11 protein-coding genes, 1 tRNA gene and 1 pseudogene are annotated in these 13,180 nt (G+C 68.7%); 3 read left to right on the top strand and 10 right to left on the bottom strand.

The window, feature by feature from the left end:
• Nucleotides 1-90 precede the first annotated feature (90 nt).
• From FV220_RS08810 to FV220_RS08800, 3 genes are all read right to left on the bottom strand, one after another.
• Entirely contained in the window at nt 91-1,908 is a 1,818-nt protein-coding gene (locus tag FV220_RS08810; protein ID WP_147830790.1) for a hypothetical protein, read from the bottom strand.
• Between the two features lie 143 nt (nt 1,909-2,051).
• Complete coding sequence (locus FV220_RS08805; protein ID WP_056142277.1) at nt 2,052-2,939, bottom strand: cation diffusion facilitator family transporter; 888 nt, start codon at nt 2,937-2,939, stop codon at nt 2,052-2,054.
• 135 nt (nt 2,940-3,074) lie between these two features.
• Nucleotides 3,075-3,341 carry a hypothetical protein gene (locus tag FV220_RS08800; RefSeq protein WP_051074403.1) on the bottom strand — a complete coding sequence of 89 codons (267 nt, stop codon included), beginning with the start codon at nt 3,339-3,341 and terminating at the stop codon, nt 3,075-3,077.
• A gap of 272 nt (nt 3,342-3,613) precedes the next feature.
• On the opposite strand from FV220_RS08800, the gene queA reads away from it, so the two are divergent.
• A complete protein-coding gene (queA, locus tag FV220_RS08795) occupies nt 3,614-4,702 on the top strand; it encodes a tRNA preQ1(34) S-adenosylmethionine ribosyltransferase-isomerase QueA (protein WP_056142280.1) in 1,089 nt (362 codons plus the stop codon).
• A gap of 41 nt (nt 4,703-4,743) precedes the next feature.
• Here the strand turns inward: queA and FV220_RS08790 are convergent, their stop codons facing one another.
• Complete coding sequence (locus FV220_RS08790) at nt 4,744-5,538, bottom strand: DUF4239 domain-containing protein (protein ID WP_056142283.1); 795 nt, start codon at nt 5,536-5,538, stop codon at nt 4,744-4,746.
• Between the two features lie 283 nt (nt 5,539-5,821).
• On the opposite strand from FV220_RS08790, the gene tgt reads away from it, so the two are divergent.
• Together tgt and FV220_RS08780 are read left to right on the top strand one after the other, a co-directional pair.
• On the top strand, nt 5,822-7,000 hold the full coding sequence (gene tgt / locus FV220_RS08785; protein ID WP_018043987.1) for a tRNA guanosine(34) transglycosylase Tgt: 1,179 nt from the start codon (nt 5,822-5,824) through the stop codon (nt 6,998-7,000).
• 86 nt (nt 7,001-7,086) lie between these two features.
• Nucleotides 7,087-7,162: transfer RNA gene (locus FV220_RS08780), tRNA-Lys, on the top strand.
• Between the two features lie 130 nt (nt 7,163-7,292).
• Here FV220_RS08780 and FV220_RS08775 read toward each other — a convergent pair.
• From FV220_RS08775 to FV220_RS08750, 6 genes and pseudogenes are all read right to left on the bottom strand, one after another.
• A pseudogene (locus tag FV220_RS08775) lies at nt 7,293-7,751 on the bottom strand (transposase); the annotation flags it as partial.
• A 151-nt stretch (nt 7,752-7,902) separates the two neighbouring features.
• Nucleotides 7,903-9,171, bottom strand: a complete 1,269-nt coding sequence (locus tag FV220_RS08770; protein ID WP_147830787.1) for a cytochrome P450 — start codon at nt 9,169-9,171, stop codon at nt 7,903-7,905.
• Nucleotides 9,164-10,483, bottom strand: a complete 1,320-nt coding sequence (locus tag FV220_RS08765) for an FAD-dependent oxidoreductase (protein WP_147830785.1) — start codon at nt 10,481-10,483, stop codon at nt 9,164-9,166. Before FV220_RS08765 ends, FV220_RS08770 begins: the two co-directional genes overlap by 8 nt.
• Entirely contained in the window at nt 10,480-10,686 is a 207-nt protein-coding gene (locus FV220_RS08760) for a ferredoxin (protein WP_056453122.1), read from the bottom strand. The genes FV220_RS08765 and FV220_RS08760 overlap by 4 nt, the downstream gene beginning before the upstream one ends.
• 258 nt (nt 10,687-10,944) lie before the next feature.
• Nucleotides 10,945-12,234 (bottom strand): nucleotide disphospho-sugar-binding domain-containing protein, encoded by a 1,290-nt coding sequence (locus FV220_RS08755; RefSeq protein ID WP_147830783.1) that lies wholly within the window; start codon nt 12,232-12,234, stop codon nt 10,945-10,947.
• A gap of 116 nt (nt 12,235-12,350) precedes the next feature.
• Nucleotides 12,351-13,180: patatin-like phospholipase family protein (locus FV220_RS08750; protein WP_147830781.1), on the bottom strand; the 830-nt coding region annotated here is incomplete at its 5' end.

The following is a 13,180-nucleotide window of genomic DNA, read 5'->3' as shown; positions in this document are numbered from 1 at the left end:
GCGGGCGCGCGCCGGGCGCAGAGGCCGACGGGCCTGTGGCCAAGGCCCGCTTTGGGGAAGATTCCTCGAACCCCGCGCCCGCTGCCCGTGTCAGACCACCAGCACGTCCGAGGCGGTGAGCGCCGGCTTGTCGAGGAGGGTCGCCAGCAGGATGGCATCCTGGGCGCCGCCGGAGCCGTCCGCGTCGTAGTAGAGATGGCCCTTGGCCGCGTCGTAGACGATGCGGTGGTCTTCCGTGGTCGCGGCGCCGAGGGCGAAGGCCTCGTCCGTCAGCTGGCCGGCGGTCAGGGCCGTGAAGACGCCCGCATTGAGGACGAGCCTGTCCTCGCCGTGGCTGAAATCGACGATCCGGTCCTTTTCGCCGGCCGGCGGCACGACATCGAACACGAAGGCGTCGGCCCCGGCATCGCCGCGCAGGACATCCGTCCCCGTGCCGCCGGTCAGGATATCGTCACCATCGCCGCCGAACAGGCGGTCGTCGCCCGCGCCGCCGAGGAACTGGTTGGCCCCGGCATCGCCCCTCATGGAATCGGCGAAGGCCGAGCCTTTCACGATCTCGAAGCCGGAGACGCCGCCGGTGCCCGTGGCCCGGCCGCTCTCGAACAGCGCGCGCGCCGACGCGCCGAACTCCGAATAGTCGAGGGTGTCGGTGCCGTCGCCGCCCAGGCTCAGGCCGCGGATGGCCGAGCCCGTCTCGATGGCCAGGGTGTTGTCGCCGGAGCCGAACTGGATCGCGGTGCCGCCCCCGCCGAGGATGCGGCCCGCATTGACGACCACGTCGTCGAGCGCGCTGACGATTCTGATCGCGATGCCCGAGCCGCCCTGGATGAGCCCCGCATTGTCGATGCTCGTCACGAAGGGCGCGTCCCCCTGCGACGAGTCGTCGATCAGGATGCCGAGGCCGGCGCCGTAGATCCGCGCGCCGGCCAGGTTGACGATGTCGCCGCCGCCCGCCGCGATGCCCTCCGCCGTGTTGGGCAGGCCGTCGGAGCCCGTGCCGCCGGCACCGAGGCCGCGAATGGTTCCGTGGTTCTCGATCGTCGCACGGAAATCGATGTCGATCCCGTCGCCGTCGCCATCGTTGATGCCGTCCGGGCCGCCGCCGTCCTCGGCACCGGGCGTCGCGCCGTTGACGTCGGAATTGGCCGCATCGGCAAAGGAGCCCGTGATGATCCCGTGATTGATCACGGTCGCGGTGCCGTCGGAGCCGATCCCGGAGCCGTTGCCGCCGATGATGCGGGCACCGGCCTCGTTGGTCACCGTGACGAGGCTGTCCTCGCCCATATTGATTCCGTGGCGGTCGCCGAGGATGGCGCCGCCGGCCGCGTTGCGGATCGCCCCGCTCGCCCCGCTCGCCCCGTCCTCGAACTGGACGCCGTCGACGCCCTGAACGTAGCCGGCGGCCGAGCCGCCCTGGATGGTGCCGCTATTGACGAGATCGACGGTCGCCCCGATCTTCACGCCGTCGGCTGCCAGCGCCAGCAGCGATCCCGCATTGTCGATCTCGGCGAGGAACGCGCCCGTGGTCGCGGCGAGGTCGAGGGCCTGGCCTTCGGCGGAGACGATGGTGGAGTCGGCTTCCGTGACGATCGTGAGCGTGCCGGCGGCGACGGTGCCGGACTGGATCTGCACGGCGTCGTCGTCGGAGCGGATGGTGCCGCCATTGTCGATCGTCGCGGTCAGGGTCGCGCCGATTCCGCTCTCGAAGCGGATCGCCCGGCCGCCGTCGGTGGTGTTCTCGATCAGGCCGTCATTGTGGATCTCGGCGCCGTCGGGGGCGGAGGTGAAGCGCACGGACTGAGCGTTTGCGGAGACAGAAAGGGTTCCGTCCACCTGCAGGGTGTCCGCGCCGGCCAGGGTGATACGGCCCGTCTGCGTGGTGCCGGTCGCGACGGAATGGGCGGTCATGCGGTCTCATCCTCGGCCGGACGCGTCCGCGGTCGGGCGGACGTCAAATCACCGGGCGTGGCGGACATTAGGGGGGTCGGATGACGCTCGAACGACGGTGCGCGTGGCGGTGGATTCCTGCCGGATTCCGGGGGGCTCGCCCCCTACACCACCGGCACGCCGCGTCCCTTGGCATGCTCGGCCGGCTCCACGTGGATGACGACGACGGCCCCCTCGATGGCGCTCTCGATGGCACTTTCCAGACGGTCGCAGATGTCGTGCGAGTCCTTCACGGTCATCTCGCCGGGCACCACGAGGTGGAAGTCGATGAAGGTCGCCTGCCCTGCATGGCGCGTGCGCACGTCGTGCGCCTCCAGGGCGCCCTCCCCGTGATCCGAGATCAACGTGCGGATCTGGGTCACCATCTCGGCGGGCGCCGCCTTGTCGAGGAGGCCGCTCACGGAATCGCGCACCATGGTCCAGCCCGACCACAGGATGTTCAGGGCGACGAGGCCGGCGATGAGCGGGTCGAGGATCAGGGTTCCGGTGACGGCCACCAGGGCGACGCCGATCAGGACCCCGCCCGAAGTGACCACGTCCGACATCACATGACGCGCATCGGCGACCAGGGCGGGCGACCGCCACGCCCTGCCGCGACTCAGAAGCGCGACGGCCCAGGCGCCGTTGATGGCCGTGCCAATCGCGCTGACGGCCAGGCCCAGAATCGGCGCATCGAGGGGCTTCGGGGCGAGGAGACCGTAATAGGATTCACGCAGGATGAGGATCGCCGCCACGATGATGAGGGCGCCCTCGATCACGGCCGAAAAGTACTCGGCCTTGTGGTGCCCGAACTGGTGGTCGTCGTCGGCGGGCGCAGCGGCCACACGCAAGGCAATGAAGGCGAAGGCCGCCGCCGCCACGTTGATGATGCTCTCCAGCGCGTCGGAATAGAGCGCGAGACTGCCGGTGAGCCAATAGGCGGCGAATTTGAGCGCCATCACGAAAGCGCCGATTCCGGCGCTCGCGAGGGCGGCTTTCTGGGTGCGGTCCATTTCCGGTGCCGATCCGTGACGGGCCCGCCGGGTAAAGGAGCAGGGCGTGGCGCTAGGCGGCCCCGCCCATACGATCATCCCCGCCGGGAAGGCCACGGCAAAGGTTGAACCCACCGGTGAAGGGTTTAGTCGTGGCTATGTCTGGGGCTCACCCTCCTGCGGACCGGGCGCCGCACCCGCCCGACGCTCCGCTTCGCGCGCGGCGCTGCGTGCGCCCTGGGCTCGTGCCCGCTCGGCCTTGCGCGCATAAGTCCGGGCCATCCACCCCCAGCGGGCATTGGCCGCCATCACGTCGAGACGCCGGGCTTCGCGCTCCCAATAGGACATCAACTGCGAGTCCAACGTGACCCGACGGCGCGGAACCTTGATGTTGGTCGCGCCATTCTTGAGGTTTTCAATCATCAAACGAACCGCATTGGAGCAAGATTGCTTGGAGACCACGCCGATTTGCCTCGGGGTGGTCAAGGTTGTTTTCAACGTAGATCTGTAACAATGCGGCGCGTGTGAAGGTTGTTGGCACGCAAAGAAGCACGAGCCATGCAGGCCACGCATTGTTGGCCCCTCTCCGTCCTGCGGCTTCCGCCTGCGCCACAACATTCCTTCGCACCGTCATCGGGCTGGAAGGCTGTCATCGGCCATTGATCCCGGGCCAGGAACCGTGCTGTTGGCGCGCGATGCGCGTCGACCTCTTCGATTTCGATCTGCCCGAAGCGAGCATCGCCCTCAGGCCGCCGCAGCCTCGCGATGCCGGGCGACTGCTCGTGGTCCGTCCCGGCGAGGCGCTGGAGGACCGCGCCGTGCGCGACCTCGCCGATCTGCTGAGACCGGGCGATGCCCTCGTCTTCAACGACACTCGCGTGATCCCGGCCCGGCTTCGCGGCATCCGCCATCGCCCCGGTTCGCCGGGCCTTCGCATGGAGGCGATGCTCCACCTACGCGAAGCACCCGAATGCTGGCGCGCCTTCGCCAGGCCGGGCAAGCGCCTCGCCGTCGGCGACAGGGTCCGCTTCGGACGGGATGGCGAAGGCGACGCCTGCACCCTCGGCCTCCTCGACGCCACCATCGCGGAGAAGGGGGCGGGGGGCGAGATCGTGCTGCGCTTCGAGCTCTCCGGCCCTGCCCTAGACGAGGCCATCGCGCTTGTCGGCGAGCTGCCGCTGCCGCCCTACATCGCGGGCAAGCGTAGCACCGACGCGCGGGACACGGTGGATTACCAGACGGTGTACGCCCGCGAGGCCGGAGCCGTGGCCGCCCCCACCGCGGGCCTGCACTTTACCGACGACCTCCTCGCCCGCATCGACGCCGCCGGGATCGCGCGTCACAGCGTGACCCTGCATGTGGGTGCGGGCACCTTCCTCCCCGTCAAGGCCGATGACACCGACGACCACCGCATGCATGCCGAGATCGGCCTCCTCGATCAGGCGACGGCCGAGGCGCTCAATGCCATGCGCGCCGCGGGCGGTCGCATCGTCGCGGTCGGGACCACGGCCCTGCGCCTTCTCGAAAGCGCGGCGGACGGAGACGGCCGGCTTCGCGCCTTTGCCGGCCCCACCGACATCTTCATCACGCCGGGCACCCGAATCCGTGCCGTGGACGCGCTGATGACCAACTTCCACCTGCCGCGCTCGACCCTGTTCATGCTGGTCTCTGCCTTCTCGGGCTTGGAGACGATGCGGGCGGCCTATGCGCATGCCGTCGAGGGCGGCTATCGGTTCTACTCGTATGGGGATTCGAGCCTGCTGTTTCCCGCACCATCCAAGTGAACGTCCCTGGCGGCGCCCCGCCTCCCCCATCGATCGGAGGGTCATTCCATATGGGTCGTCATCATGCTCTTGGCGCGCTCGAAGGCCGCGGGACCGAGGGCGAAAGGGCCGTCGAAGGGGCGCTCGTGGAGCGCGATGACCGACAGCGTCCCGACCATCGCCGTGGAGAAGATGACGAGCGTGATGACCTGAGCGCGCGGCTTGTCGACGTGGACGATGCCGATTGAGATCAGCGTCAGAGTGCAGAGAAACAGCAACGTCATCCACTTCGAATCGTCGCTCTCGCTCGCGCTCAGGGCCAGCCGCTCGCCGCGCGCCTCCCGCAGGTTCATGACCGTGGTCATCAGGGCGGTATGAGCGACGACACCGGATGCGCTGGTCTGAACCGGGTCGGCCACCATCTTCATGAGCCTGCTGAGCGCCGCCCCCGCCTCGCTGGAATAGGGCGTCTTCGTTCCCATCTTGGGGAACTCGTCGGCGATGACCGCATCCGCATAGGCGAGCAGCGCCTTCTGAATGTCGGACATGTCCGAGACCGTGGCCTCGCTGAGATCATAGGCGGCGATCAGGTTGGCCCGCTCCGTCTGAACGATGCGCGACGCCTTGCCCTGCCGCTCCCAGGCATCGTTCGCCACGAAACCGGTCAGCAGGGCGAGGAGAATTCCGATCGAGCTGAAGAACGACGCGACGATGCCGCCGACGTTGTTGAGCAGATGGGTCCGGGTGTAGGGGACGTTCGTCAGGACGACCAGGACAATCGAGACTGTCGCAAATAGTGAGGCGAGAATGACGATCATCAGCCAGATCGGCTGATCGAGCCAGAGTCCTAGGAGCATCGATAGACCTCGCGATCATATGGTGAGCCGGCCGCGCGGAAGAGCCCTCTTCTGGAGGAGTCCTCGTTTTGAGGAAACCTAGTCGGAATGTCCGGGTGGTTGGCGGATCTCCGATACTCCTTGAATGTGCTGTGGGCCAGTGCCCGGATCGACGACCACCGCCCCGGCACGGGGCGACCCGTCTGGCGCCGATACTTCCGGTCACGAGCGCACGTCCTCCCGCATCGGCTTTTGCGGAGAACCGGCATCCACTTTTCCGGCCGATGCTCTAAACACCATGCCCATGTCCGAGACTCCCTCCCTTCGCAGCAACGCTTCCGAGCATTTCACATTCCGCGTCGACGCCACCGACGGGCAGGCCCGCACCGGGGCGATCTCGATGCCGCGCGGGACGATCCGTACACCGGCCTTCATGCCGGTGGGGACGGCGGCCACCGTCAAGGCGATGTATCCGGGCCAGGTTCGCGACCTCGGCGCCGACGTGGTGCTCGGCAACACCTACCACCTGATGCTGCGTCCCGGCCCCGAGCGCATGGAGCGACTCGGCGGCCTCCACCATTTCATGAACTGGCCGCACCCGATCCTCACCGATTCCGGCGGTTTCCAGGTGATGTCTCTCTCCGCCTTGAGGAAACTCGACGAGCAGGGCGTCACTTTCCGCTCGCATGTGGACGGCTCGGCCCACCACATGAGCCCGGAGCGCAGCATCGAGATCCAGGGGCTCCTCGGCTCCGACATCCAGATGCAGCTCGATGAATGCGTGCGGCTCCCCGCCGAGCGGCCGGCCATCGAGAGCGCGATGCGATTGTCCCTGCGCTGGGCCGAGCGCTGCCGGCTTCAGTTCGGCGAGCAGCCGGGCAAGGCGATGTTCGGCATCGTCCAGGGCGGCGACTTGGCGGACCTGCGCGTCGAGAGCGCCAGGGGCCTCGTCGATCTCGACCTCAAGGGCTACGCCATCGGTGGCCTCGCCGTGGGCGAGCCACAGGCGGTGATGCTGGCGATGATCGAGACGGTGGAGCCGCATCTGCCCAGGGACAAGCCGCGCTATCTCATGGGCGTCGGCACGCCCGACGATCTCATGCGATCGGTGGCACGCGGCATCGACATGTTCGACTGCGTGATGCCGACCCGCGCCGGCCGCCACGGCCTCGCCTATACCCGCTTTGGACGGATCAACCTGCGCAATGCCCGGTTCGCCGAGGATACCCGCCCCCTCGACGAGACCTCCGCCTGCCCGGCGGCGCGCGACTATTCCCGCGCCTACCTCCACCATCTCGTGCGCACCGACGAGATCCTGGGCATGATGCTGCTCACTTGGAACAATCTGTCCTATTACCAGGATCTGATGTCCGGAATGCGGGGGGCGATCGCGGCGGGCCGCCTTGCGGATTTCGCCGGCGAGACTCGCGAGGCCTGGGCTCGCGCAGAGGCCGAGCGCGCCAGCGCGAATCTGGCCGGTTGACCCCTTCGACCCAACCCCCTATTGCGAGCCACGCTTCTCACGACAGCCGGCCCGATCGTCATCGAGCCAGGCCCTTCTGAGCAAGCGAGCGCGTAGCTCAGCTGGTAGAGCAACGGACTTTTAATCTGTAGGTCCTGGGTTCGAGTCCCAGCGCGCTCACCAACAATCACAACGATTTAGCTGCCGGTTGCTAGCCTTCGAAAAAAGGCTAGCAACCACATAGCTACCAGGGTGTTGCAGTCATTTCCCCGCTTGCGTTGTAGTGTAAGCGCTCGGTGGGAAGACTATTGGGTCAGGCGGCCTGATCGAGGGCCGTAAACGGGCCCCAATTCCACGGCAGCAGGTCGCCGAGGCGTCGGGCCGGATATTCGGCGATGCGGGTGAGGACGTCCCGCAGGTAGGCTTCGGTGTCGAGGCCGTTCAGCTTGGCCGTTTCGATCAGGGTGTAAAAGGCGGCCGCCCGCTCGGCGCCCCGATCCGTGCCAGCGAAGAGGTAGTTCTTGCGCCCGACCGCGACGCCGCTCAGCGCCCGCTCGGCCGGGTTGTTGTCGAGCCCGATACGCCCGTCGTCGAACACTCGGGGCAGCGCCCGCCAGCGGCTCAGCATGTAGTGGAACGCCTTGGCCAGGTCCGAGGGGCCGCAGAGCTGGGGCAGGATCGCCTCGGCCCAGGTTCTCAAGGCATCGGCGCGCGGCCGGGATCGGTCCTGGCGCTGTCGGTGTCGTCGATCGGGTGGCTGTCCGGCGATCTCGTATGCAGGTGTATCGGGTGATCAGAGAGGCCAGACCGACCGACTGTTTTCAGCGATGGCAATGTCCTGGTTGGGTGGTTTTGCAACGGTCTGCTTCCGGTAGATTATTTGAAGAAGCAGACGATGAAAAATTTGGTTTCGGCCGAATTTTCTATGTTGAACGAGCGGCAATTCCGTTGATCCCGATGCCGAGCCTCTCGGGACCACGTAGTGAGGCGCCTGGCCGGTAGGGCGGCGGATCGGACAGTAATCGCGGCGCGATCAGTCGGCGGCTGAGGGCCACCAGGGCGATCTCGGCCTCGATACGGGCGAGCGGCGCCCCCATACAATAGTGCAGACCGCCGCCGAAACCGAAATGCTGGACGTCCTCCCGATCCGGATCGAAGCGGTCCGGATCGGCGAAACGGGCGGGGTCGCGGTTCGCCGCGGCGAAGAGCAGGATGACCGGCGCGCCCTTGCGGATGGTGTGCCCCGCGATCTCGATGGTACCCAGCGCCTTGCGGGTCCTAAAGTGCACGGGCGGCTCGTAGCGGAGCAGCTCCTCGATGACACGCGGCGCGCGCTCGGGATCGGCGCGCAGCCGGTCCAGTTCATGGGGGTGGCGCAGCAAGGTGAGCATACCGTTGGTGATCAGGTTCACCGTCGTCTCATGGCCCGCCACCAGCAGCAGGATCGCCGTCGAGATGAGGTCGAAATCGCCCATCGCGGCCTTGCCGCCGGGGCCGGGCTTGGTGGTGATCGGATTGGCGAGAGCACTGAGCATGTCGGGCCCCGGCCGCCGGCGCTTCTCGCGGATCAAGGCGCGCATGTAGCCGGAGATCGCATCGAAAGCGGCGACCGTTTTGTGGCGGCTGGCCTCGTCATGGCGGGCATCGGGCTCCAGGGCGGTGGCGAGTTGCGTCGCCCAGCGCTGGAATTGCGGTTCGTCCACCTCGGGTACGCCCAGCATGTCGCAGATCACCGCGACGGGCAGCGGATAGGACAGGTCCTCCACGAGGCAGACTTCGTCGCGTCCCCGGCAGGCATCGATCAGCGCGTCCACGTCGCGGACGACGCGCTGCTTCAGCGCCAGCACCCGCGCCACCGTGAATTCCCGCATGACGACGCTGCGCAGGGTGTCGTGATCGGGCGGATCGCGGAAGATCAGCGGGCGGTGCGCGGTGGCGATGCGGTCCTTGATCGGATTGAGGAGCCAGTCCTTCAGGGGATTGCCGGTGCGGGGGCGGTGGGACGGAGGCAGATCCTCGGAGCTGAGGCGCGGATCGAAGATCAGGCTGCGGATCGCTGCATGCGTGCTCACCACGACGATGCCGTCGCGCTGAGGCGAGACCGGGTTCTCGCGCAGCCGCGCATAGATCGGATAGGGATCCGCGCGATTGGCCGGGTTCAGCACCTCGGAAAACAGCGTGTCTTCAGACATGACGGGCCTCGTCGGCGTGGGAAGCGGCGCGCGGTGGCGGGAAGCCGGGCTCCCTGGTGGCGAACCGGCCCTGGTCGCTGGCATCGCGGATCGGTGGGTAGGGGCTGCCGGCCATGATCGCCTCGGCATAGGCCGGGAGCCAGCGGGCCTGGTCGAACGACACGGCGGCGATGCTGCGGCCGGCACGGCCGTAGACGGCGAGGAAGCGTCGCGATGCGCGCGAACCCTGTACGATCGCCACCGAATCCGCGCCCTCGCTCAGGCCCACGGCCTTGATGTTGATCCCGAACTGGCTCGACCAGAACGCCGGGAGATGGTCGTAGCCATGCTGGTCTTCGGCCGGCGCCACCATGTTGCGCGCCGCATGCGCGCCCTGCGCGACGGCATTGCCCCAATGCTCCACCGAGACCAGCCGGCCGCCATAGAGCGGGTTCGGCCAGCGTGCCACGTCGCCGGCGGCGTAGATGTCGGGGCAGGTCGTGCCATCGGCGGCGAGGACGCGGCAGGCGCCGTCGCAGGTCACCCCGCCGGCATCCGCCATCAGGCCCGCATCACGCAGCCAGTCCGTGGCCCGGGTCGCGCCGAGCGCCACGATGACGAGGTCGGCCTCGATGGTACGCCCGTCCGCGAGATCGGCGCGAACCACGCGTCCTGACGCATCGCCCTCGAAGCGGAGCACCCGTGCGCTCGGATGAAACGCAACGCCGGAATCCTTCAGGCATTCTGCGATCACGCCGCCGATCCAGGTGCCGAGGGATCGGGCGAGCGGCGTCGGATTGGGATCGAGCAGGGTGACGGGCAGGCCGAGATCGCGGCAGCAGGAGGCCGCCTCGCAGCCGATCAGGCCGGCACCGACGATGAGGACACGGCGCGGGCCCCGGGCCAACGCTGCCCGCAAGTGCGCGGCATCGTCCCGGCCGCGCAGGGTGAAGATATTGGCGAGGGCGCCGCTCGACGCGGCCGGCCAGGGGCGCGCCTGGGCGCCCGTGGTGATGAGCAGCCTGTCGTAGGCGAGCACCGCCCCGTCCGCGAGGCGGATGGTCCGCGCGACGCGATCGAGACCGACTGCCGCGTGGCCCAATCGCCAATCTGCGTCGAGGGCGACGAGCAGTGGCAGTTCCGTCGCGTCTGGCGCCAATTCGCCGGACAGGACGTGCTTCGACAGCGGCGGCCGGTCGTAGGGGCGATGCGGCTCGTCGCCGATGAGGGTGAGCCGACCCGCATAGCCGTTTCGGCGCAGGGCCTCCGCCCCGCGAAGGCCGGCCAGCGACGCGCCGACGACGACGATGCCGGCATCTGCGGCGGCACTCACGGCGTCTCTCCGTCATCGGCCTGCAGGCTGATGGCGCGGACGGGGCAGGCCTGCACCGCCCGCTCGATCTCGCCTCGTCGGGCGCGGGGTGGCGCGGGGTCGTAGAACAGGATCTCGTGTCCCCGGACCTCGAAGGCGCCGGGCGCCGCGTAGCAGCATTGCGCGTAGCCCTGGCATCGGTTGAGATCGACCACGACGCGCAGTGGAGTCGTCGTGCTCGAAGCGGTCTCGGTGGGATGGGTCATGGCGATGCCTCGCTACTCGTCAGATGCCGAGGAACGGATCGTCGCGGTCGTCCGCCTGCGGCATCAGGTTGGCGACGGATCTCATGGGCAGGCCGGTCGTCGCGGCGAGCACGAGGGTGGCGGCGAACGCGATCATCCGGGGCGTTCGTGCCCTGGCATCGTGCGGGCGATCTTGGACCGATGCGGTCCGGGGGCGGCCGGAAATCGATATCGCGGTCATGCGGCGATCCCCCGGACGATCGGCCCGCCCCGAACTACGTCGTCGATCCCGGCGAGAACGGCCCGACCCGAATCCAGTCCCGCGAAGGCCCGCGCGAGGGACGCGGCCCGCGCCCGGAAGTGGGGTTGCCCGAGCACCGTATCGATCGCCTCGCGGAGTGCGCGGGCCGTCGGATTATTGGTCGCGAGGTTGAAGCCAGCGCCCGACCAGCCGATGCGCGCGCCGATCTCCGCCTTGTCCTCGGTCAGCCCCGCCGAGACGAGGGGCACCCCGGCCGCGAGCGCCTGCGAGACGCTGCCGTATCCTCCGTTCGTGACGAGGAGGCTGATGTCCGGAAGCATCGCGTCGAACGGAAGGAACGGCGCGACCCGGGCATTGCCGGGCAGAGGCCCGCTCAGGGCTTCGACCGGGCGACCGCCGGTGGTCGCGACCACGAGAAGGTCGTCGCGATCCGCCAGGGCCGCCAAGGTCGGCTCGATCAGTTCGCCGAAATCCGCGTTGGCCAGGGTCCCTTGGGTGACCAGGACGACACGCTTGGTCACGTCGCGGGCACGCCACCAATCCGGAAGCGGCGCATGTGTCGGGGGAACCGGCAGCAGGCCGGTGAAGCGAAGATTGGGCGGCAGCGTCCCGTAATCGTACTCGAACTCGGGGACGGTCGGCTGGAGGAACAGGTCCGGGAGAATGGCGATGGAATGCGGAAGCGATGCCGGCAGGGGCGGCAGGCCGAGCCGAGCCAGTTGCGCATCCGCATAGGCACGCACGGGATCGACGAAGGCGGCGTCCATGCCGGCCTTCAGCAATGCGTATCGGGCCCGCTCGTCCGCGTTCCGGGCCGGGGGCAGGCCGAGGCCGACCGGTGCGTCGTCGGGCCTGTCGAGGAACAGGAAGCTGACGTTCAGGACGACGATGGGCGGACGCGGCCGGGAGCCGAGCAGCAGGGGCAGCACGCCGAGGAACAGGCTTCCGGCGACGATCACGTCAGGCCGCTCCGCCTCGACGAGCCGGCTCAGGGCCTCGAACTGGACTGGGATCGGGTCGATGAAGCGCCGCGCGAACTCGCGCCGGTAGCGCTCGGGCCCTGCGGGCAGGCTGGTCTCGCGGTATTCCGCGGCATGGCCGTCGTCGATGGGCGCGAAGCGCAGGCCCGTGGCCTCGATCTTTGTCCGGAACTCCTCTGCGGTGGTCATGACGACGCTGTCCCCGCGTGCGGCGAGAAGCCGGCCGGCGGCGAGGAGCGGGGTAATGTGCCCTGTGAGGGCCGTGGCGGCGATCAGTACCTTCATGGCGGTACGTCCTCGATGCGTCGGTTGCGATGCAAGGCAATCGCTGCGGCGCACCCAAGGGTTACATGCCGAGCCTCCGGGCGCGTGCGCCTGCGCACCGTTCTTCCCAGCGGCGCTCATGTCCGCCGCAGGCCGTCGCCCTCCGTCCATCCCCGCAACCGGCCCTGTGCGAGTGCCTCATGTGTATGCCGGTAGCCGATCTCGGCGATCGCCTCGAAGCTCGACCACGCCCGCAGGTCGATGCCGGCGAGGGGCGGCTTGAGCAGGGCGGCGGCGTGGCCCACCGCCATCATCGATTGCGCGTCCCCCGAGACCGTCGCCGCCCGCAACAGCAGGGGCGCGATGCCCGGCATGGCATCGGGGACACCGAGCATCCGCCGGATCATGCGGCCGCGCCAGGAGCGCGCCGGCATGTCGCCGAAGGCGCGGTCGCTGCCGACATCGATGGCGAGCACCGGCCCCCGCTCCAGACCGGCCATCACGTCGGCCGGCAGGTTGTTCATCATCCCACCGTCCACCAGCACACCCTCCTCGGTGCAGACCGGCGGGAGCAGGCCCGGAATCGCGATGCTGGCGCGCAACGCCCCCGGCAGGTCGCCGGAGCGATGGACCATCGCCGAGCCCGTCGTCAGGTTCGAGGAGACGCACAGGAAAGGGAGCCAGAGCTCCTCGATCCGCGCGCCGCCGAACCACGCGGCCAAGCCCGCATCGACCTTCGCCCCGCGGGTCAGCGCGTGATAGGGCAGCGTGTAGTCGTTGAGGGGATTGTGCCCGACGAAGAAGTCGAGGGTCCGCGCGCGGATCCGCTCGATGCTCCACCCCATGGCGAGGCTCGCGGCGACGACGGCCCCCATGCTGGTGCCGCCGACGAAGTCGGGAGCGCAGCCGGCCTCGTCCAGGGCCTGCAGCACGCCGAGATGGGCGTGCCCGCGCGCACCGCCGCCGC

This window comes from Methylobacterium sp. WL19, from assembly GCF_008040005.1.
Classification (GTDB): domain Bacteria; phylum Pseudomonadota; class Alphaproteobacteria; order Rhizobiales; family Beijerinckiaceae; genus Methylobacterium; species Methylobacterium bullatum.
This window is presented reverse-complemented; position numbering and strand designations above follow the sequence as displayed.